The organism is Serratia sp. NFX21, assembly GCF_048517035.1.
Taxonomy (GTDB): Bacteria; Pseudomonadota; Gammaproteobacteria; order Enterobacterales; family Enterobacteriaceae; genus Serratia; species Serratia quinivorans.
On record NZ_CP183196.1, the window covers coordinates 2,160,288 to 2,180,179 of the forward strand.

At 55.6% G+C, this 19,892-nt stretch carries 19 protein-coding genes and 1 other annotated feature; of the genes, 6 read left to right on the forward strand and 13 right to left on the reverse strand.

Going from position 1 to position 19,892, the window contains the following annotated elements; genetic code table 11:
- Positions 1 to 3: 3 nt before the first annotated feature.
- Both hisG and hisL read right to left on the reverse strand, forming a co-directional pair.
- Entirely contained in the window at positions 4 to 903 is a 900-nt protein-coding gene (gene hisG / locus ACNT1W_RS10210) for an ATP phosphoribosyltransferase (protein ID WP_012006049.1), read from the reverse strand.
- A 70-nt stretch (positions 904 to 973) separates the two neighbouring features.
- Positions 974 to 1,100: a sequence feature (His leader region), on the reverse strand.
- Positions 1,076 to 1,123, reverse strand: coding sequence for a his operon leader peptide (gene hisL / locus ACNT1W_RS10215; RefSeq protein WP_101495319.1), 48 nt, complete (start codon positions 1,121 to 1,123; stop codon positions 1,076 to 1,078). It overlaps the preceding feature by 25 nt.
- A 229-nt stretch (positions 1,124 to 1,352) precedes the next feature.
- On the opposite strand from hisL, the gene ACNT1W_RS10220 reads away from it, so the two are divergent.
- Positions 1,353 to 2,177 carry an SDR family oxidoreductase gene (locus ACNT1W_RS10220; RefSeq protein ID WP_112362346.1) on the forward strand — a complete coding sequence of 275 codons (825 nt, stop codon included), beginning with the start codon at positions 1,353 to 1,355 and terminating at the stop codon, positions 2,175 to 2,177.
- A gap of 55 nt (positions 2,178 to 2,232) precedes the next feature.
- Here ACNT1W_RS10220 and ACNT1W_RS10225 read toward each other — a convergent pair whose 3' ends face one another.
- On the reverse strand, positions 2,233 to 3,150 hold the full coding sequence (locus tag ACNT1W_RS10225) for a LysR family transcriptional regulator (protein WP_112362345.1): 918 nt from the start codon (positions 3,148 to 3,150) through the stop codon (positions 2,233 to 2,235).
- A 248-nt stretch (positions 3,151 to 3,398) separates the two neighbouring features.
- Here ACNT1W_RS10225 and speB point away from each other — a divergent pair, with 248 nt between their 5' ends.
- Both speB and ACNT1W_RS10235 read left to right on the forward strand, forming a co-directional pair.
- Entirely contained in the window at positions 3,399 to 4,331 is a 933-nt protein-coding gene (speB, locus tag ACNT1W_RS10230) for an agmatinase (RefSeq protein WP_012006052.1), read from the forward strand.
- A 71-nt stretch (positions 4,332 to 4,402) separates the two neighbouring features.
- Entirely contained in the window at positions 4,403 to 5,785 is a 1,383-nt protein-coding gene (locus ACNT1W_RS10235; RefSeq protein WP_112362344.1) for a sodium:solute symporter, read from the forward strand.
- 40 nt (positions 5,786 to 5,825) lie between these two features.
- On the opposite strand, the gene ACNT1W_RS10240 is transcribed toward ACNT1W_RS10235, so the two are convergent.
- From ACNT1W_RS10240 to ACNT1W_RS10255, 4 genes are all read right to left on the reverse strand, one after another.
- Positions 5,826 to 6,806, reverse strand: a complete 981-nt coding sequence (locus tag ACNT1W_RS10240) for a magnesium and cobalt transport protein CorA (RefSeq protein WP_012006054.1) — start codon at positions 6,804 to 6,806, stop codon at positions 5,826 to 5,828.
- Positions 6,807 to 6,817: 11 nt separating this feature from the next.
- The gene (locus ACNT1W_RS10245) at positions 6,818 to 7,237 is read right to left on the reverse strand and encodes a GNAT family N-acetyltransferase (RefSeq protein ID WP_017892216.1); all 420 of its coding nucleotides are present in this window, start codon (positions 7,235 to 7,237) and stop codon (positions 6,818 to 6,820) included.
- A 182-nt stretch (positions 7,238 to 7,419) separates the two neighbouring features.
- Positions 7,420 to 8,040, reverse strand: a complete 621-nt coding sequence (locus tag ACNT1W_RS10250) for a glutathione S-transferase family protein (protein WP_012006056.1) — start codon at positions 8,038 to 8,040, stop codon at positions 7,420 to 7,422.
- Between the two features lie 105 nt (positions 8,041 to 8,145).
- The gene (locus ACNT1W_RS10255; RefSeq protein ID WP_012006057.1) at positions 8,146 to 8,802 is read right to left on the reverse strand and encodes an HAD family hydrolase; all 657 of its coding nucleotides are present in this window, start codon (positions 8,800 to 8,802) and stop codon (positions 8,146 to 8,148) included.
- Between the two features lie 112 nt (positions 8,803 to 8,914).
- Between ACNT1W_RS10255 and ACNT1W_RS10260 the strand changes: the two genes are divergently transcribed.
- Both ACNT1W_RS10260 and ACNT1W_RS10265 read left to right on the forward strand, forming a co-directional pair.
- A complete protein-coding gene (locus ACNT1W_RS10260) occupies positions 8,915 to 9,151 on the forward strand; it encodes a hypothetical protein (protein WP_071821351.1) in 237 nt (78 codons plus the stop codon).
- The gene (locus tag ACNT1W_RS10265) at positions 9,096 to 10,115 is read left to right on the forward strand and encodes an isopenicillin N synthase family dioxygenase (protein ID WP_017892218.1); all 1,020 of its coding nucleotides are present in this window, start codon (positions 9,096 to 9,098) and stop codon (positions 10,113 to 10,115) included. The genes ACNT1W_RS10260 and ACNT1W_RS10265 overlap by 56 nt, the downstream gene beginning before the upstream one ends.
- Before the next feature lie 84 nt (positions 10,116 to 10,199).
- Here ACNT1W_RS10265 and ACNT1W_RS10270 read toward each other — a convergent pair whose 3' ends face one another.
- A complete protein-coding gene (locus tag ACNT1W_RS10270; protein ID WP_012006059.1) occupies positions 10,200 to 11,345 on the reverse strand; it encodes a trans-sulfuration enzyme family protein in 1,146 nt (381 codons plus the stop codon).
- Between the two features lie 13 nt (positions 11,346 to 11,358).
- On the reverse strand, positions 11,359 to 12,726 hold the full coding sequence (locus ACNT1W_RS10275) for a pyridoxal-phosphate dependent enzyme (RefSeq protein ID WP_135344463.1): 1,368 nt from the start codon (positions 12,724 to 12,726) through the stop codon (positions 11,359 to 11,361).
- A 465-nt stretch (positions 12,727 to 13,191) separates the two neighbouring features.
- On the opposite strand from ACNT1W_RS10275, the gene ACNT1W_RS10280 reads away from it, so the two are divergent.
- A complete protein-coding gene (locus tag ACNT1W_RS10280; protein ID WP_012006061.1) occupies positions 13,192 to 14,397 on the forward strand; it encodes a serine hydrolase in 1,206 nt (401 codons plus the stop codon).
- A 63-nt stretch (positions 14,398 to 14,460) separates the two neighbouring features.
- On the opposite strand, the gene ACNT1W_RS10285 is transcribed toward ACNT1W_RS10280, so the two are convergent.
- The 4 genes from ACNT1W_RS10285 to deoC all read right to left on the reverse strand — a co-directional run bounded on the left by ACNT1W_RS10285 (position 14,461) and on the right by deoC (position 19,774).
- A complete protein-coding gene (locus ACNT1W_RS10285) occupies positions 14,461 to 15,828 on the reverse strand; it encodes an L-serine ammonia-lyase (protein ID WP_012006062.1) in 1,368 nt (455 codons plus the stop codon).
- 91 nt (positions 15,829 to 15,919) lie between these two features.
- Positions 15,920 to 17,215 carry an HAAAP family serine/threonine permease gene (locus ACNT1W_RS10290; protein WP_012006063.1) on the reverse strand — a complete coding sequence of 432 codons (1,296 nt, stop codon included), beginning with the start codon at positions 17,213 to 17,215 and terminating at the stop codon, positions 15,920 to 15,922.
- A gap of 968 nt (positions 17,216 to 18,183) precedes the next feature.
- Positions 18,184 to 18,948 (reverse strand): DNA-binding transcriptional repressor DeoR, encoded by a 765-nt coding sequence (gene deoR, locus ACNT1W_RS10295; protein WP_041418513.1) that lies wholly within the window; start codon positions 18,946 to 18,948, stop codon positions 18,184 to 18,186.
- A 145-nt stretch (positions 18,949 to 19,093) separates the two neighbouring features.
- Complete coding sequence (gene deoC / locus ACNT1W_RS10300; RefSeq protein ID WP_012006065.1) at positions 19,094 to 19,774, reverse strand: deoxyribose-phosphate aldolase; 681 nt, start codon at positions 19,772 to 19,774, stop codon at positions 19,094 to 19,096.
- Positions 19,775 to 19,892: the final 118 nt, after the last annotated feature.

Sequence of the window (19,892 nt, forward strand, 5' to 3'; positions counted from 1 at the left end):
GCGTTACTCCATCATCTTCTCAATAGGCAATACCAGAATCGAGCTGGCACCGAGCGCTTTCAGTTTTTCCATGGTTTCCCAGAACAGGGTTTCGCTACTGACCATGTGCATAGCTACGCGGTTCTGTGCCCCGGCCAATGGCAGAATGGTCGGGCGTTCGGCACCCGGCAGCAGCGCGACGATTTCGTCCAGACGCTCGCTCGGCGCGTGCAGCATGATGTACTTGGATTCACGCGCCTGGATCACGCCCTGAATACGGGTCATCAGACGGTCGATCAATTGCTGTTTGGCTTCCGGCATTTCGCCATCGCGTTGGATAAGGCAGGCTTTCGAGCGGTAAATCACTTCAACTTCACGCAGCCCATTGGCTTCCAGCGTGGCGCCGGTGGAGACCAGGTCACAGATGGCGTCGGCCAAACCGGCACGTGGCGCGACTTCAACCGAACCGTTCAGCAAACAGGATTTGAAGCGCACGCCCTGTTTGTCGAGGTATTGCTTGAGCAGGTGTGGATAAGAGGTGGCGATGCGGGCATCTTGCAGGCTTTGCGGGCCGGTGTATTCACTGTCGAGCGAGGTGGCCAGCGACAGGCGGCAACCGCCGAAATCCAGGCGACGCAGGGTGAAATAACGCGGGTCTTCGCCTTGAGCGCGGCGGGTGAGCAGCTCTTCTTCCAGCACGTTCTCACCGATAATACCCAGGTCGACCACGCCATCCATCACCAGGCCCGGGATGTCGTCATCACGGACGCGCAGGATATCGATCGGCATATTCTCTGCGAAGGCGATCAGGCGTTGTTGCTGCAGGTTGATTTTGATCCCGCAGCGCGCCAGCAATTCCTGAGACTCATCACTCAGGCGGCCCGATTTCTGCATTGCTATCCGTAAACGTGTTTTATCCAGCATGGTAACCTCTGTTTAATCTGTAATTTTATGAATTTATTATGAAAATTATTTTATCTGTCTGTCCGGAGCCAAAAAAAAACCCTCGGAAGAAATCTTCCGAGGGCTCTCTCTTGCATTCTGCGCGCCACTGGAAGATTAAAAAACCGTCTTCCAGCACACATCGCCTGAAAGACTAGTCAGGGTGATGGTGATGATGGTGGCTGAACTGAATGCGTGTCATGATGTTTTCTCTGTATAAAGTCGCTACAAACTCAATTGCTAATTAACCTAAACTATCCACTGTCTTTCACGCAACTCTTTTTTCTCGTCATAAATTTAATTTATTGAAACAGGATGAATTATTAGCAAGACGCGACTTTACCTAAGCTTAAGGTCGGTGGATTGAATCACTACGCCGACTGGCGTAGCCTTAATGGGCAAAGCGTTGCAGTCTTCAAGAGAGGAAGCTGATGAAAAAGGTAGCCATTATTGGCCTGGGTTGGTTGGGTATGCCGCTGGCTCTGTCGCTGATGAGCCGTGGGTTTGACGTTGTTGGCAGTAAAACCACGCCGGATGGCGTCGAGGCCGCACGGATGAGCGGGATCGAATGCTATCAGCTGGAACTGACGCCGGAACTGATTTGCGAGCCGGAGGATCTGGAGGCGCTGCTGCGCGTCGATGCGCTGGTGGTAACACTTCCAGCCCGCCGCACCGTCGAAGGCAGCGAAAACTATTTTAATGCGGTGCGCATGCTGGTGGACAGCGCGATGGCCTTCGGTGTGCCGCGCATTCTGTTTACCAGTTCAACCTCGGTGTACGGGGAAACCACTGGCACGGTACGCGAAGATTCGCCGCTGAAGCCGGTTTCACCTTCCGGCCTGGTGCTGGCAGAGCTGGAGCGTTGGCTGCATGAACTGCCGAACACCTCGGTGGATATTTTGCGTCTGGCGGGGCTGGTGGGGGGCGATCGCCATCCCGGGCGTTTCCTGGCGGGCAAAGTCGATGTCAAAGGCGGTTCGCAAGGAGTCAATCTGGTGCATCAGGACGACGTGATCGGCGCGATCCAACTGTTGCTGAAACTGCCGAAAGGCGGCCACGTTTATAACCTGTGCGCCCCGGCCCATCCCACCAAACGTGAGTTCTACCCGGCTCTGGCCGAACAGTTAAATCTGTCGCCGCCGCAGTTTGCCGCCGAGACGGAGCAGGGCGGTCGTCTGGTGGACGGCAGCCGTATCTGCAATGAACTGGGGTTTGAATATCAGTACCCGGATCCGGCGCGTATGCCGGTCAACTAAGCATTTCGAACATGCCCTGCCAAGTGCGGGGCATTTTTTTATCCAGCGCGCAGGGTTACTGCATTAACACCATAGCGGCTGAAATCTCTCCGGCGCGCTGCAAATCCTCCAGCAATGCGCTCAGGGCCTCCTTCGGCACCCCCGGCCGGGTCACCAGACTCAATGCCGCCTGATAAGACAGCGCTTGCCCCCCTAACTGTTTCAATACGCCTTGCTCTACCCAACGCGCAGCGTAATGGGTGGGCAGGTAACCGAGGTACTCGCCGCTGAGCACCAAATGGGCGACCCCTTCCATATGATGGGCGACGGCGCCGAGATTTAACGGTGCCAGCGGACAAAGTTGCTGTGCCAACAAATAGCCGCGTTTAACCCAGCGTGCATTTTCAATCTGTTCACGCCCCGGTTGCTCCAGCGAAAACAGCGGATGATCGCTGCTGCAATAAACCGCCTGCGTCTCTGCTATCCAGGGCTGATACTGCAACTCGTCCAACTGCTGACCGAAATAGCCGATGCCCAAATCGAGTTGCTGATTCAGCAGCCCCTGTTCTATTTCGCCGGGGGCGCAAATGCGGCACTGTAACTGCACATCCTGGTGTCGGCGTTGAAATTGTTTGATGGCATGGCTGAAGGGATTACCCGGCAGCGACACCAGATTATCTACCAGACCAATCTGCAAATCACCGGTCAGTAGCCCATTCAGCGACTGACTGACGCGGGTGAAATCACGCGCGGCGTTGAACAGGGTGCGGCAGGCGATCAGCATGCGTTCGCCTTTCGGCGTCAGCATAAAACCGGAGCGGCCTCGCTGACAGAGGCGAAATCCCAGCCGGGTTTCCAGGGTGGCGAGATGGGTGCTGATGGTCGACTGGTTCATCAGCAACGTTTCCTGGGCGGCGCTGACGCCATGGGCTTCGGCGACGGCGACGAAGACCCGCAGCAGCCGCAGATCAATATCGCTTAGGTTGGTGAGCATCCTTTCCTCCGCAGTAATAGCGCGCAATTAACCATTTCATAACATCCCCAAAATGAAGCTGGCGGCCGTAAAACTGTCTTTTTATGGCATGAATGTTAAATAAAATCCAATGCTTCAATGTGTTAACAAACATCGGTGTTTTCAATACTTACATCCCAAAGATGGAATGGTAGCCCTGTCAGGGGGCGGGTAGCCTGTATTTGTTATCCAAATGTTGAAATTATCTGACAGCCGAATAAGGAAAGATCATGCTGAATCAACCCCAGAGTGGCAATGATATGCCGCGTTTTGCCGGTATCCCTACCATGATGCGTCTGCCCGTTGCCGACGATGCGCGGGGGCTGGATGCGGCCTTCGTCGGTATTCCTCTCGATATTGGTACCTCAAACCGCAGTGGCACGCGCTACGGGCCGCGGCAAATCCGCCAGGAATCGGTGATGATCCGCCCTTACAACATGGGCACCGCTGCCGCACCTTTTGAACGGCTGCAGGTGGCCGACCTGGGGGATATCGCCATCAATCCTTACAGCCTGGAAGACAGCGTTCGTCGCATTGAGTTGGCCTATAACGGCATTCTGGCCCACGGCTGCATTCCACTGACGCTGGGGGGCGACCACACGCTGACGTTGCCTGTGCTGCGCGCCATGGCCAGCCGATATGGCCCGGTCGGCTTGATTCACGTAGATGCTCACTCAGACACCAACGAAGAGATGTTTGGTGAAAAGTTGGCACACGGAACAACTTTCCGGCGAGCCTTTGAAGAGGGGCTATTGCAGCCACAACGGGTCATTCAGATTGGCCTGCGCGGCAGCGGCTATGAGGCTGATGATTTCGATTGGTCGCGCAAGCAGGGGTTCCGCGTGGTACCGGCAGAAGCCTGCTGGTACCGCTCGTTGGCACCGCTGATGGAGGAAGTGCGCGAGCAGATGGGCAATGCGCCGGTTTATCTCAGTTTCGACATCGACGGCCTGGATCCGGCATTTGCACCGGGCACCGGCACGCCGGAGGTCGGTGGGCTGTCGGTCTGGCAGGGCCTGGAAATTGTCAGAGGCTGCCGGGGACTGAATCTGGTCGGCAGCGACGTGGTGGAGGTTTCGCCGCCTTACGATCGTTCCGGCAACACCGCGCTACTGGCGGCCAATCTGTTGTTTGAAATGCTGTGTGTACTGCCGTCGCGATAAGGCGACCGATAACCCGATCGGCGGAGCCGTTGCGCCTGATACCGAATAATAACAAGCATGCGGAGTGACCGATGAATCTCGACCTGCTGGTAGTGGTGTTTTACTTTTTGGTGATAGGGGCGGTGGGTTGGCTTGGCGTTCGCCGGGCCACCACCAAGGAAGATTATCTGGTGGCCGGCCGCAATCTGGGGCCCTGTTTGTACCTGGGCACGCTGTCCGCCGTGGTGCTTGGCGGGGCGTCGACCATTGGCAGCGTTAAGCTGGGTTACACCTACGGGATCTCGGGCGTGTGGCTGTGTGGTGCGCTGGGGGCGGGGATTGTGGTGTTGAGCCTGGTGTTGGCCAAACCCTTGCTCAAGCTAAAGCTCTACACCGTCAGCCAGGTGCTGGCGCGGCGCTATCATCCGGCAGCCCGGGTCACCAGCGGTGCCATTATGCTGGCTTATGACCTGATGGTGGCCGTGACCTCGATTATTGCTATCGGCAGTGTGATGCAGGTGATGTTTGATTTGTCGTTCACCGCATCGATTCTGCTCGGCGGCGGTTTGGTGGTGCTTTATTCCACGCTGGGCGGTATGTGGTCGTTGACGCTAACCGACATCATCCAGTTTATCATCATGACCGTCGGCATGATGCTGGTGTTGATGCCGATGAGCATCGTCAAGGCGGGTGGATGGGCGGCGTTCAGTCACCTGTTGCCGGACAGCTACTACCAGCTGTCGTCGATCGGGCTTGATACCATCCTGGTGTTCTTCCTGATCTACTTCTTCGGCATTCTGATTGGTCAGGATATCTGGCAGCGGGTATTTACCGCCCGCAGCACCAATATTGCTCGCTATGCCGGGTTGGGGGCTGGGGTGTACTGCGTGCTGTATGGGGTGGCCGGTGCTCTGATTGGTATGGCCGGCAAGTTGGTACTGCCGCAACTGACCAATACCGACGGCGCCTTTGCCGCCATTGCTCAGGCGGTGCTGCCGCCGGGTGTCAGCGGGCTGGTGGCTGCGGCGGCGTTGGCGGCGCTGATGTCGACGGCCAGTGCCTGTTTGTTGGCATCGTCAACCATCGCGCTGGAAGATGTATTGCCGGCTGTCCGCAAGCGGCCCTCCGGTGGGCTGGCGGCCGGGAGATTCACGACGTTTGTCATGGGTTGCATTATGTTGGGGCTGGCGTTCGTGGTGCGCGACGTAATGATGGCGCTAACGCTGGCCTATAACCTGTTGGTGGGCGGTATGTTGATCCCGTTGATCGGTGCGATTTTCTGGCAACGCGCCACCAGCACCGGTGCTATCGCCAGCATGCTGACCGGCAGTCTGAGCGTATTGGTGCTGATGTATTATCACGGCATTGAGGCCAACAGCCCAATCTACGGGGGTCTGTTGGCGGGCGGGGCGGCCTTTCTGATTGGCAGCTTGCTGACCCGACCAGGCCCGCTGCCGCAGGTTCAGCCCGAGTAAAGGGTAAAAACGGGGCTGTCGTGCGCAGCCCCAGTGCCGCTTACAGCCAGCCGGATCTCTTCAGTTTTTGATACAGGAAGAAGCAGCCGACGCCGGTCACCCCGAGGATGGTGTGATAGGCCCAGGGGAATTTCAGTTCCGGCATATTGGCGAAGTTCATGCCGTACAGGCTGAATATTACCGTTGGGATCGCCAGGATCGCCCCCCAGCCCGCCAGTCGTTTTACCACTTCGTTCTGTTTTACCGTGACCAGCGCCAGGTTGACGTGCATGGCGTTAGTCAGCATTTCGCGCATATCGTCGATGTTGCTGACCACCTGGCGCGCATGGTCCTGCACATCTCGCACGTAGGCGCGCAGCTCTTTCGGGATCACCTCTTCATGCAGGCGAATCAGTTGATTGCAGATTTCGTCCATCGGCATCGCGGCATTGCGCAGTGCCAGCAGGTGACGGCGCAGGGTATAGACGTTCTCAATGGCGGCCTGATCAAACTCCGATTTAAACATGTTGGCTTCGATGCCTTCGATGGTCTGCTCGAACTTCGCCACCACGGTACGGTAGTTATCCACCACAAAGTCCAGCACCGAATACAAGGCAAAACCCGGCCCACGGCACATTTGCCTGTGGTTTTCCTCGGCTTTGGCGCGGATCGGCGCGTAGCTGGGTGATGCGCCGTGGCGCACTGAAACCAGGAAGTTTTTGCCGACGAAGAAGTGTGTTTCGCCGTATTCGACTTCGCCCTGACCCCACTGCGCGGTTTTGACCACGATAAACAGTGAATCGCCGTAGGCTTCCAGCTTGGGCCGCTGGTGGGCGCAAAGCGCATCCTCAATCGCCAGATCGTGCAGGCCAAACTCCTCCTGCACCTTGCGCATAAAGGCGTCTTCCGGCTGCCACAACCCGAGCCAGACGAAGGTGTCCGGCTGTTTGACCACCTCGCTGATATCATCAATGGTCACTTCACCCAGCCGTTGACCGGCCTTGTACGCCACGCAATTCACAACCATGGTTGCGGTTTCCATCAAGCCACCTGCTATTCAAAAAGAGTTTTGGTGAGAACGTAACATTCGTGCTCTACCGGATAATTCTGCAGCGTCATCTGTAGTTGGTAACCGAGTTTCTCGTAGAAGGGGCGTGCCTGAAAACTGAAGGTATCCAGGCGAACATAACGACAACCCCGCGCCCTCGCTTCCTGTTCCGCCGCCAGCACCACCTTGCGACCTAACCCGCTGCCGCGCTGCGAATCATCCACCCACAGCCATTCCACGCTCAACCAGTTGCCCCAGGTTTCACCGGTCAGGCCTGCGACCACCCGACCGGCTTCATCCTGGCTATAGACGGCAAGGGGTTTGCGTTGGGTAGGGTCAATATACGGGCTATTATGGGCCCGCAAACCCAAACGGATCACGTTGAGGGTTTCTTCGTCAGGTATCTCGGTAACGGTGATGTTCATGTTTCCTCCTTGGTGAACCCTTAACTTAAGCACAGTCCGTGGAAAAGGCAACATGTTGAAATTTAATATAAACATGGGGTCAGCACGCTGGGTGCGTTACGGGCGGCGGGCCAGATGACTTCAGGGGGATGTTCCGGCAACTGGCGGAGAAATAATAGCGCCCCGGCAGGGGCGCAGAAAACTCAGGTTAACTCACTCATGACGCCACGCTGATAGGCCGGGCGTTCGGTTAGTTGCTGATACCAACGTTCCATGTTCGGGCGGGGTTGGCGCTCAATCGGCATTGAGAACCAGGCGTAAGCAAAGCTGCCTAGCGGGATGTCACCGATACCGAACGACTCACCGGAAAGATAAGGCTGGCGGCCCAGGGTTGCTTCCACGATGTCGAAGTGCTTTTCCAGCGCGGCGATCGCCGCTTCAATCTTGGCCATGTCGCGCAGTTCCGGCTTGGTGCGCACCAGGCCCCAGAACACTACGCTAAAGTGGCTGACAATGGTGGAGGTGGTCCAGTCCATCCATTTCTCGGCGCTGGCGCGTGCCTGCAGATCCTGCGGGTAGAACGGCTCGCTGCCAAATTTTGCCGCCAGATAGCGCACTATGGTGTTGGATTCCCACAGCACGAAGTCATCGTCCTGCAGCAACGGCACCAGGCCGTTCGGGTTTAATGAACGGTAGAGCTCATCGTTCACTTTGCCAAAGGCGCCACCGGCATTGATATGGCTGTAGTTCAACTCCAGTTCTGCGGCGCACCACAGCACTTTTCTGACGTTGTTCGAATTTTCACGACCCCAAATGGTCAGCATAGAACGCCTCTTTTATATGGGTTAATTAACCTAAGTACTTATTCGTACGCCACAATTGAGTCGTTGTCACACCGGAAGGCATTTTTTGCCGACCGGGCGGCACATTCAGCGCTCCCAGCGGCAAATCTCCCAGCCGTGCTCCACCGCCAGCGCGTTGAGCTCTCTGTCCGGATTAATCACCGTGGCGCTGTCGACATATTCCAACATCGCCTTGTCGTTGAGGGAGTCGCTGTAACCGTGGCTGTGCTCGAAGCTCAGCTCCGGGTGTTCAGCCAGCCACTTTTTCAGGCGAGTTACCTTGCCCTGTTGGTAAGTCATGGTGCCGTAAGTGTTACCGGTGAAGCGGCCGTCTTGCACCTCAACGCCAATCGCCAGTGCGTCGTCGGCACCCAACTGTGCGGCAATCGGCGCGACCAGATGTTCGCCGGTGGCGGAAATAACCAAAATGCAGTCACCGCGCTCGCGGTGCCACAGCAGTCGTTCACGAGCGGCGGGGTAGACACGCGGCAGAATATCGCGGCGGATATAACGCTGCACCCAACCGGCCACCGTCTGGGTGTTCAGGCCGGCCAATGGGGCCAGCGTGGCCTGCATGTAATCCTCCATCGACAGCTTGCCCTGATAATAGAGCTGCATCAGCTGCTGTTCCTGCTGTTCCAGTTCCGCCGGCGCAAACCCCTCGGTGACTAACCAGCGCATCCACAGGCTGGCGCTGTCATCATCAATCAGGGTTTCATCCAGGTCGAATAAGGCTAAATCCATCAGTATTTCTCCAGCAGGCAGGGAGTGAAATGGGGGTGTATACAGAATAGCGGATAGCGTAAGCCGCCAGCCAGTGGCGGCAAACAAATTGCGCAGAGCATAAGAAACCTTGATGACAGTTTTGCGACGCTTTGTTGAATCTTTGCATAACTTAGAACGCAACAATATTGGCTGGCGTCTCTGGCGGGGTGGTAACTATAGGGCTAATGCACTGGCCATCCAGGAGTTAACGATGCTGATCATTCGCCTTTATAGCGGTCCGGTTTTTGTCGGAGATGAAGAGGAACAGGATAATGACGCCACCACTGACGTTGAAGACGCTGCCGCAACTGAGTCTTTCGCAGCTTGACGGCGACCGGCGACAGCGGCAGGCATTTCTTGACGGGTTGCGTGAGGCCGCCCGTGACGTAGGTTTTTTCTATCTGCGCGGACACGGCGTGGATAACAGGTTGAATGCTCAACTGCAGCAGCATGCCCGGCAGTTTTTTGCGCTGCCGGAAGCGGACAAGCTGGCGGTGCAGATGGTGCATTCGCCGCATTTCCGCGGTTATAACCGAGCGGCGGCCGAACTGACGCGCGGACAGCCGGACTGGCGCGAACAGTTCGATATCGGCGCGGAGCGTCCTGCGTTGCAACTGGCCAATGAGACTCCGCGATGGGCGCGTTTACAGGGGCCGAATCAATGGCCTGAGGCGCTACCCGCACTCAAACCGCTGCTGTTGCAGTGGCAGCAGGCGATGACCGCCATGTCGCTACGGCTGTTGCGTGCTTTTGCGCTGGCGCTTTCTTTGCCGGAGCAGGCATTTGATTCGCTCTATGGCGACAAACCCAATGAACATATCAAACTGATCCGCTACCCGGGGCGTGATGCTACCGACAGCGGGCAAGGGGTGGGCGCCCATAAAGACTCTGGTTTTCTCAGTTTTTTGCTGCAGGACCGGCAGAAAGGCCTGCAGGTTGAAGTTGACGAAGGGCGCTGGGTTGACGCCGAACCGCTTGAAGAAAGCTTTGTGGTCAACATCGGTGAACTGCTGGAGTTGGCAACCAACGGCTATCTGCGTGCCACGGTGCACCGGGTAGAGACGCCGCCGGCAGGCAGCGAGCGCCTGTCGATTGCCTTCTTCCTCGGGGCACGGCTGGACGCCGTGGTGCCGCTGTATCAGCTCCCTGCGCATTTGGCGGCCGAGGCGCGTGGTCCAGCCAGCGATCCGCATAATCCGCTGTTGCGTGACGTGGGCTTTAACTACCTGAAAGGACGCATTCGCTCACATCCCGACGTGGCGCAGCGCTATTATCAGGACGTTGTCGCCTAATGGAAGGGGGCGCCGCATGCAGCGCCCAATGGGTTAAATCGGGTCGAACATGTTCGACCCTACGGTTTTACATCAGGGCCGCGATTACTCCGCCAGAGCCTGCTGCAGATCGGCGATCAGATCATCCGCATCCTCAATGCCTACCGACAGACGCAGTAACTGTGGCGTGATGCCGGTTTTTAGCCGCTGCTCCAGCGGGATCGACGCATGGGTCATGCTGAACGGTTGGCTAATCAGGCTTTCCACGCCGCCCAGACTTTCTGCCAGGGTGAACAGTTTTGAACGCTTGATCACCCGGCGGGCAAAGGCATCGTCACCTTTTAGGCGCACCGAAATCATGCCGCCGAAACTGCTCATCTGCTTCGCCGCCAGCGCGTGTTGTGGATGGCTCGGCAGGCCCGGATAGTAGACTTCTTCCACCTGCGGTTGGCTTTCCAGCCACTGGGCGATGCGCAAGGCGCTATTACTGTGACGCTCCATGCGCAGCGCCAGCGTGCGGATACCGCGCAACGTCAGGAAGCTGCTGAACGGATCGAGAATGCCACCTACCGCGTTTTGCAGGAAACCCAGCTGTTCGGCCAACTCCGGGTTATTCCCTACCGCGGCCACACCGGCCACCACGTCGGAATGGCCATTGAGGTATTTGGTGGCGGAATGCACCACCACGTCAAAGCCGAGTTCCAGCGGACGTTGAATATAAGGTGAGGCGAAGGTGTTGTCCGCCACGCTGATTAAATCGTGTTTTTTGGCGATCGCCGCGATCGCACTCAAGTCCGCCAGCTTCAACAGCGGATTGGTCGGCGTTTCCACCCAGATCATTTTGGTATCCGGTTCGATCGCCTGCTCCAGTGCGGTAATGTCCGCCGGTGAAACATAGGTCACACGCAATCCGGCGGTGCGGCTACGCACCTTTTCCAGCAGGCGATAGGTCCCGCCGTACAGATCGTCAACCGCCACCAGGTGGCTGCCCTGATCGAGCAGCTCCAGCACCGTCGAGCAGGCCGCCAGGCCAGAAGCGAAAGCGTAGCCGCGGCTGCCGCTTTCCAGTTCGGCGATGGCACTCTCCAACGCGGTACGTGTTGGATTGGCGCTGCGCGAATATTCATAGCCGGTATGCTCCCCCGGTGCCGGTTGGGCATAGGTGGAGGTGGCATAAATGGCCGGCATCACTGCGCCGGTAGCGTCCGGCGTATAGCCGGCGTGAACGGTCAACGTATCAAACTTGGCCATACAATCATCCTTATTAACGTAATTTTTGGCGCCAGGCGTTAAGTACGTCTGTGCGGGTAATCAGACCGAGGAAACGCTCACCGTCAAGTACCACCGCCACGTGGCCGTGATTGAAGGTGGCGAGCAAATCCTGATAGCTGGCTTCCTTTTGCAAGGTTTTGACCGAATGGGTCATGGCGCGGGAGGCCGGCAGGCTGAAGTGTTTGGCGTCTGCCTGCACGGCATTCAGCAGATCCCACTCGTCGATCAGACCGATCACCCGATCGCCCTCCAGCACCGGCAACTGTGAAATGTCATACAACCGCATGCGGGCATGGACGATCGCCAGAGTATCTTCCGATGCCACCGACACTGCCGCGCCCTCGTCATGGCGGTAGGCGATCAGATCGCGCAGATCGCCATGTTGTGGTTTGCTCAACAGGCCCTGTTCCAGCATCCAGTGATCGTTATACATTTTAGACAGGTACTTGTTGCCGCTGTCGCACACGAAGGTGACCACCCGCTTGGGTTCTGTCTGCGCCTGGCAATAGCGCAGCGCGGCGGCCAACAGGGTGCCGGTAGACGAGCCGGCCAGCACACCTTCTTTACGCAGCAGGTCGCGTGCGGTGGTAAAGGCCTCGGCATCGCCGATGCGGTAGGCGTTGCGCACCTGGTTGAAATCGCTTAACGGCGGGACGAAATCCTCACCTATGCCTTCCACCAGCCAACTGCCGGCCTCGCCTATCTGGCCGTTATCAAGATAGTCCGCCAGGATCGAACCGGCCGGGTCAGCCAGCACAAATTCGGTCTGCGGCGATACTTCGGCAAAATAGTGGCTAAGACCGCCCAGCGTGCCACCGGAGCCGACACCGACCACGATAGCATCCACCTGATGGTCCATCTGTTGCCACAGTTCCGGGGCGGTGGTGCGGGAATGGGCCGCCGGATTGGCAGGGTTGTTAAACTGATCGATATAGAACGCGCCGGGCGTCTCGCTCGCCAGGCGTTTGGCGTAGTCCTGATAGTAAGCCGGGTGGCCCTTGCCCACGTCGGAACGGGTCAGCAAAACTTCCACACCCAGCGCACGCAAATGGAAAATCTTCTCCCGGCTCATTTTGTCCGGTACCACCAGCAGCAGTTTATATCCCTTCAGGGCAGCCACCAGCGCCAGCCCCAGGCCGGTATTGCCGGCGGTGGCTTCAATGATGGTACCGCCTGGCTGCAGGCTGCCGTCACGCTCCGCCTGTTCGATCATCGATAGTGCCACGCGGTCCTTGATCGAACCGCCGGGGTTTTGATTCTCCAGTTTGACGAACAGCCGACAGGGGCCGGTATCGAACCCGGTCAGTTCCAGCATCGGAGTGTTGCCGATCATATCGATGACGGAATGAGGTATGGCCATGGGGTGTCTCCAAAATAATGCGGTTTAAAAGCCGTTATATGGATGATAGCTCTGCCAATAAGCGCATTAAAAAGAACAAATAACCGTTCAATATGCATTTTTGGAATATATTAATCTTATTTGGACGTATGGAGGCGCAGATGTTCAGCAGTTTAGATGTGCAGCCGTTTAGCGGTGAGTAGTATAAAAAAAACACTTACGGCTGGCTTTTTATCCAAATTACGCGTAACAGCGTACAGTTATGTAAAAATGATGAAAATTCATGCTAAACCCTGCAAAAATAAGATGAATCTAATAAACTCACAGCAAGGGCATTTTCGGTGCGCCGCTCACCCGTCATGGGGCCGCAGGGAGTTTGCGGTTGGTAAATGCGTGCCGGGCCACTCTCGCTGGTTGGCTGAAAACGTGAATATGTTTGAAAGTTAACGCTATTTCAATGATTTGAATGGATACTCTGGCGACGTCATGATGAAAAGAAACTTACCTAGCACTCTGAAAAAATTAACTTTTAGCGTCAGCATACTGTTGCTGGCCGTACCTGTTGTTCAGGCGGCCGAAGCGCCGGCCGCGCCACAGGTTGACGCCAAGGCCTACGTGCTGATGGATTACAACAGCGGAAAAATCCTGGCGGAAGGCAATGCCGACACCCGTCTTGACCCCGCCAGTCTGACCAAGATCATGTCCAGCTATGTGATCGGCCAGGCGATCAAGGCCGGCAAGATTAAACCTGAGGATATGGTGACCGTGGGTAAGGACGCCTGGGCAACCGGCAACCCGGCGCTGCGCGGCTCCTCGTTGATGTTTATCAAGCCGGGCGATCAGGTGCCGGTAATGGAACTGAACAAGGGCATCGTTATTCAGTCGGGTAATGATGCCAGCATCGCGTTGGCTGATTATGTCGCGGGCAGTCAGGATTCGTTTGTTGGCTTGATGAACAACTACGCCAAATCTCTGGGCCTGCAGAATACCCATTTCCTGACGGTGCACGGCCTGGATGCGGAAGGGCAGTACAGCACCGCACGCGATATGGCGCTGCTCGGCCAGGCACTGATCCGCGATGTGCCGGATGAGTACGCGTTGCACAAAGAAAAAGAGTTCACCTTCAATAAAATTCGTCAGGTTAACCGCAACCGTCTGTTGTGGAGCACCAACCTGAGCGTCGATGGCATCAAAACCGGTTATACCGGTGGCGCCGGGCATAACCTGGTAGCCTCCGCTACCGACGGGCCAATGCGTTTGATTTCGGTAGTGTTGGGGGCGCCAAGCGACCGTATCCGCTTTAGTGAAAGTGAAAAACTGCTGACCTGGGGTTTCCGCTTCTACGAAACCGCCACGCCAATTAAAACTGACAAGCCGTTTGTGACCCAGAAAGTGTGGTTTGGCGACGTCGGCGAAGTGCCATTGGGCGTAGCGAAAGACGCAGCCGTTACCATCCCGAAAGGGCAGATGAAAAACCTGAAGGCCAGTTACAAGCTGAACCAGCCGACGCTGGAAGCCCCGCTGGCAAAAAATCAGGTGGTCGGCACCATTGATTTCCAGCTTGACGGTAAAACCATTGAACAGTATCCGCTGGTGGCGATGCAGGAAGTGAAAGAAGGTAACTTCTTCAGCCGTATCTGGGACATGGTGATGATGAAGCTGACCCAGTGGTTCGGTAGCGTGTTTGGTTAAGGGTTACAGCAATAAGCTTTAAGAAGAGGGCGCCGTCATTGATGATTGCGCCCTCATTTTTTATCAGTTACAGGCCACTACCTTGATCGCCAATCCACCTTGCGATGTCTCGCGGTACTTGGCGTTCATGTCTTTGCCCGTCTCATACATGGTTTCGATCACCTTATCCAGGCACACGCGCGGTTCACTGGTGCGGCGTAGCGCCATACGTGCGGCATTGACCGCCTTCACCGCGGAAATCGCGTTACGTTCGATACAGGGTACCTGAACCTGACCGGCCAGCGGATCGCAGGTTAGCCCCAGGTGATGTTCCATGGCGATCTCCGCCGCGATACAAACCTGTGCCGGGCTGCCGCCCATCAATTCTGCCAACCCTGCTGCGGCCATTGAGCAGGCGACGCCCACCTCGCCCTGACAGCCCACTTCGGCACCGGAGATTGAAGCGTTCATCTTGTACAGCGCACCGATCACACCGGACGTCAGGAAATAACGGCTGTAGGAATTGGGGTTTACCGGGCGGATAAACTGGTCGTAATAGGCCAGCACCGCCGGGATGATGCCACAGGCGCCGTTGGTCGGGGCGGTGACCACACGGCCACCGGCAGCATTTTCTTCGTTAACGGCAAAGGCGAACATGTTGATCCAGTCGACCACGTTCATCGGATCGATATTGTTCTTGTCACCGGTCACCAACAGGCGGCGCAGGGCAGCGGCGCGGCGCTGAACCTTCATCGGTCCGGGCAACAGACCTTCGGTGTTCATACCGCGTTCGATGCCCGCGCGCATCACCTGCCAGACGTCGGCGAAGTGCGCGTCGATCTCGGCCTTGCTGTGCAGCGCCAATTCGTTTTGCATCACCAGGCCGGATAGCGACAAACCGGCGTCTTTACAGTGTTGCTGCAAGTCTCGCGCCGAGTTGAACGGGAAGGGCACCTGAACCGGATTGGCCGCAGCCAGGCCGAAGTTTTCTTCATCGACGATAAAACCGCCGCCGGTAGAGTAATAGGTTTTGCTGTGTAACAGTTGTTCACCGGCGAAGGCGCTGATGCGCATGCCGTTTTCGTGCAGCGGTAAATTATCGCTGTTGAAATTCATGCTGGTTTGCAGCGGGAAATCAACCTCGTGGTGGCCCTTGGCCAGCAACAGGCGGCCGCGTTGTTCAACGTCGCGGATAAAACCGGCGATACCGTCGATATCAACATCGTGCGGCAGGTTACCCGCCAACCCCATGATAATGGCGATATCGGTGTGGTGACCTTTGCCGGTCAGCGACAGCGAACCGTAGACGTCCACCACCACGCGAGTGGTATCCATCAACTGCTGGCTGGCAATCAATTCATCGACAAACAGCTTGCCGGCTTTCATCGGGCCGACGGTGTGGGAGCTGGATGGGCCAATACCAATTTTGAAAATATCGAAAACGCTGACCATGGTCTCGCCTCCTTCTTCAGGTGTTAGGCGTTAATGCAGGAAAGGGGGCCGTGCTGAAAAGCCGGCGCAAGGTAGCGCCGGCTGGGCTTGATTAGAAGCTGTACAGGATTGCGGAGATGGCGATCAGGCCCATCACTACCACGAACACGTTACTGATGTGGCCGCTGTATTTGCGCATGGCCGGCACTTTACGGATAGCGTACATCGGCATCAGGAACAGCAGCATGGCGATGATTGGGCCACCCATATTCTCGATCATGCCGAGGATGCTTGGGTTCAGGGTCGCAACAATCCAGGTAGTCACCAGCATAAACAGGGCGGTGATGCGGTTCAGTTTGTTGGTGCTGATGGTTTTACCGCGGCTTTTCATCGACTTGGCAATCAGACCGTTAAAGCCTTCACGTGCACCCAGATAGTGACCGAGGAACGATTTGGTGATGGCGATAAAGGCGATAACTGGTGCGATGTAGGCAATCATCGGGTTATTAAAGTGGTTAGCCAGGTAAGACAGAATGGAGATGTTCTGCGCCTTGGCTTCCGCCAGGTTTTCCGGCGACAGGCTCAGCACGCAGCTGAACACGAAGAACATTACGGTCAACACCATCATGATGTGAGCGAAGCCCAGAATGCGGGAGCATTTCTTCTCGGCTTCTTCCTGACCGTACTCTTCACGCTTGGCTACGGCAAAGGCAGAGATGATTGGTGAGTGGTTGAAGGAGAACACCATCACCGGGATCGCCAGCCACAGTGTGATAACCAGACCATGACCCATACCCGTGCCTGCGCCGGACAGAGAAACGTTATCGAAGATGGCGGTGGTCCAGTTCGGGATCAGGTACACAGCCAGCAGCATCAATACGGCGACAAACGGGAACACCAGGATACTCATGGTCTTCACGATAGCCTGCTCGCCGAAACGCACGATAGTCATCAGGCCGACAATCAGGATCAACGACAAAATGGCACGTGGCGGCGAAGCCATCCCCAGTTGGTGGGTAATGAAGCTGTCGACAGTGTTGGTGATGGCGACGCTGTAAACCAACAGAATGGGGTAAATGGCAAAGAAGTAGAGCAGGGTGATCAGCTTACCGGCGCTGATACCAAAGTGTTCTTCAACGACTTCGGTGATGTCTTCACCGGCGTTTTTGCCGGAAAGAACGAAGCGGCACAGGCCACGGTGCGCAAAGAAGGTCATCGGGAACGCAATGATGGCCATGATGATCAGGGGGATCAAACCACCGATACCGGCGTTGATTGGCAGGAACAAAACGCCCGCGCCAATCGCGGTGCCATACAGGCCCAACATCCACATGGTGTCGGTTTTACGCCAGGTACTGGTAGAGCCAGAAGCCGCAGAGGCTATAGTGCCGGTCTGTGTAGTGTCCATAAATATCTCCGAAGTGAACACGCTAATTTAAAATTAAAGGCAAAACTTAAGGTTAAATCCGAATGACGCAATATCAGATGGCGGCATCGGTAAGAATCAGATGTTGCTTGCGGGGATGGTTGGCGTCCCCCTGGTTGTTTAATCGTCTAATTACCCTTGGCAGTTGTGCCGGATAACTAATCAAATGATATTTAGCCTATATAGGGCGTCGTATCGGGACTGCTGCCGGAAGGTCATTGCCTGCCGATTTTCGTTGGCGGCAAGATAACGATTTACAGTAGAAACAACCGTGATCATGCTCTCAAATGCGTAATGTGTGCGGCTAAATGCGTTTATATTGGTTTTTCATGCATATGTTGCGCGCTTGTGTAAGATTTCATGCTGAAAACGCTCTCATCAATGTTTCAGGGTTTATCTGGTATGAGCAATCTGTAACCAGATAAAACGCTGCCGTTGTCAGCAAGTCGAGCAATATATTTTAAGCGAGAGTTTGGATCTAGCTAAAAACCCGGATTAAGCGGTTTTAGTGACACAGATCACATTGCGATTTAAAGCGAAATTTGTCTTAACGTATTGTTTTTATTTTATTTATTTTGAATATCCAGCTAATAACGTGGGTAAACTAGTTAAGTGGATAGCGGATAGAATTGCTTAATCATTCATCATATAAATAAGCTGGATTGGTTATATTTAAAGCGCGTTAGTTGCGTAATTGTTGATATTTATCGCGCGGACGCTACTGCGATTTATCATATAAAAGCGTTGTTATGCAGAGTGAAAAAGTAATATTGCGTAAGATTTATCTGCGCAGAAGGAATAAGCCTGCAAAACTGTTTCAATTTATTAACCTGCTTTCGGGTAGGGATAATAAAATAATCGAATCAATTGCACGTTATTTGTCCAAAGTCTTGCTGGGATAGAAGGGGGGTGAAGAGCACCGCCGACCGGGGTCGACGGCTGGATGCAGATTAAAAACGAATGGCGATCGCGTTTTCGCTGAAAAACTCCGCAAACTCGGGGTCAGGCTGGCGATCGGTGATCACCCGGTCGAATTGAGTCAATGGCCCGATGCAGGCGGGTTTGGTTTTGCCGAATTTACTGTGGTCGGCCACCAGGATTTTTTGTTGTGACATCGTTATCGCCCGGTGCTTCATCTCCAGTTCATCAAAGTTAAAGCAGGTTGCGCCATGCTGCAGGCTCAAACCGGCGGCGGAGATAAAGGCGATATTGGGGCAGATATGATCCAGCTCGCTGTGGCGGCCGACGGCGGTGAATATATAGTTGTTCGGCTTGAATTCGCCGCCGCACAGGATCACCTTGCAGTTCGGTTTGTCCTGTAACGCCAGGAAGGTATTGAGTGAGTGGCAGACCGCGGTGAAGACCAGGTCGTCAGCGATTGCGTCGATGATCGCCGGCGTAGTGGTGCCGCAGTCGAAAAATACGGTGTCGTTTTCGCTGATAAGCTGCGCGGCGAGCAGGCCGATACGGCGTTTTTCCGTGACCTGCTTGGCTTTTTGGTCGGAAACAAAATAGTGGGTCACGCCGTTACTGCGCGGATCGGCCACCACGTAACCGCCCAGCAGAACCACGGCCGCCGGTTCTGCGCTGAGATCGCGGCGAATGGTCATTTCTGACACGCCCAACAGGACGGCGGCTTCTTTTAAGTGGATCTTGTCAGAGCGCTTTAACGCCTGGACTAATCGATTGAGACGTTCTTCGCGCCGCGTTTCCATCTGTCTGTCTTCCCACAGGGTTAAGAAAGTTTCATCAGGGCTGAACACACAAATGCGGGGTAATAGCGGCCCAGCCATTGGCTGAACTTATTACCCCGCATCAGATTATCACGGCGTGCGCCCGGTACCCAGACGCCTCAGGTTATCAGTAGCTGCCGGCAGCGGCCTGATCACCGGAAACGATTGCTACGCCAGAGCTGGTGCCGATACGCGTTGCACCTGCTTTGATCATCTTCTCGGCGGTTGCGCGATCGCGCACGGCGCCGGATGCTTTAACGCCCATCTCACTGCCCACCGTCGCGCGCATCAGTTTGACGTGCTCTTCACGAGCACCGCCGGTGCTGAAGCCGGTAGAGGTTTTAACGAAGGCCACATCGAGTTCGCGACACATTTCACAAACCTGAACGATCTGCGCATCGCTGAGCAGGCAGGTTTCCAATATTACCTTCAACGGGATCGCCGCGCAAACCTCGCGCACTGCGGCGATGTCGGCTTTAACTTCATCCAGCAGGCCGCTTTTCAGCCAACCCACGTTGATCACCATGTCAATTTCCTGCGCGCCGGCAGCAATTGCCGCTTTAGCTTCGAAAGCTTTGGTTACCGTCAGGCCGGCACCCAGCGGGAAACCAATCACCGAGCAGATTTTCACTTCGCTTTCTTGCAGCAGGTGCGCAGCCAATGGCACGTAACCAGAGTTAACGCAGACGGCGTAGAAGTTGTGCTGTTGCGCTTCTTCACACAGTTTGGCGATTTGCTCTTCAGTGGCATCCATCGCCAGCAGGGTGTGATCGACATAGCGGGCGTAATCAATGTTTTCGGTAGTCATCTCGATTCCTTATTAAGGTTTTATCAAAGCAGGATGTGAGTAATGTTAGAATAATAACATTTAACTGGCGGCAAACATAGTGATGTTTAAAAATGAATGCCAGATCATCGTTTTTTGG

Excerpts from the sequence above, each read along its gene's own strand:
- ACNT1W_RS10235 (WP_112362344.1), top strand. The coding sequence starts at position 4,403 with ATGAATCTCGACCTGCTGGTAGTGGTGTTTTACTTTTTGGTGATAGGG.
- ACNT1W_RS10245 (WP_017892216.1), bottom strand. The coding sequence starts at position 7,237 with ATGAACATCACCGTTACCGAGATACCTGACGAAGAAACCCTCAACGTG.
- ACNT1W_RS10225 (WP_112362345.1), bottom strand. The coding sequence starts at position 3,150 with ATGCTCACCAACCTAAGCGATATTGATCTGCGGCTGCTGCGGGTCTTC.
- ACNT1W_RS10280 (WP_012006061.1), top strand. The coding sequence starts at position 13,192 with ATGATGAAAAGAAACTTACCTAGCACTCTGAAAAAATTAACTTTTAGC.
- ACNT1W_RS10270 (WP_012006059.1), bottom strand. The coding sequence starts at position 11,345 with ATGGCCAAGTTTGATACGTTGACCGTTCACGCCGGCTATACGCCGGAC.
- ACNT1W_RS10220 (WP_112362346.1), top strand. The coding sequence starts at position 1,353 with ATGAAAAAGGTAGCCATTATTGGCCTGGGTTGGTTGGGTATGCCGCTG.
- ACNT1W_RS10240 (WP_012006054.1), bottom strand. The coding sequence starts at position 6,806 with ATGGAAACCGCAACCATGGTTGTGAATTGCGTGGCGTACAAGGCCGGT.
- deoR (WP_041418513.1), bottom strand. The coding sequence starts at position 18,948 with ATGGAAACGCGGCGCGAAGAACGTCTCAATCGATTAGTCCAGGCGTTA.
- hisG (WP_012006049.1), bottom strand. The coding sequence starts at position 903 with ATGCTGGATAAAACACGTTTACGGATAGCAATGCAGAAATCGGGCCGC.
- deoC (WP_012006065.1), bottom strand. The coding sequence starts at position 19,774 with ATGACTACCGAAAACATTGATTACGCCCGCTATGTCGATCACACCCTG.
- ACNT1W_RS10255 (WP_012006057.1), bottom strand. The coding sequence starts at position 8,802 with ATGGATTTAGCCTTATTCGACCTGGATGAAACCCTGATTGATGATGAC.
- ACNT1W_RS10275 (WP_135344463.1), bottom strand. The coding sequence starts at position 12,726 with ATGGCCATACCTCATTCCGTCATCGATATGATCGGCAACACTCCGATG.
- ACNT1W_RS10265 (WP_017892218.1), top strand. The coding sequence starts at position 9,096 with ATGACGCCACCACTGACGTTGAAGACGCTGCCGCAACTGAGTCTTTCG.
- ACNT1W_RS10285 (WP_012006062.1), bottom strand. The coding sequence starts at position 15,828 with ATGGTCAGCGTTTTCGATATTTTCAAAATTGGTATTGGCCCATCCAGC.
- ACNT1W_RS10260 (WP_071821351.1), top strand. The coding sequence starts at position 8,915 with ATGACAGTTTTGCGACGCTTTGTTGAATCTTTGCATAACTTAGAACGC.
- ACNT1W_RS10290 (WP_012006063.1), bottom strand. The coding sequence starts at position 17,215 with ATGGACACTACACAGACCGGCACTATAGCCTCTGCGGCTTCTGGCTCT.
- speB (WP_012006052.1), top strand. The coding sequence starts at position 3,399 with ATGCTGAATCAACCCCAGAGTGGCAATGATATGCCGCGTTTTGCCGGT.
- ACNT1W_RS10250 (WP_012006056.1), bottom strand. The coding sequence starts at position 8,040 with ATGCTGACCATTTGGGGTCGTGAAAATTCGAACAACGTCAGAAAAGTG.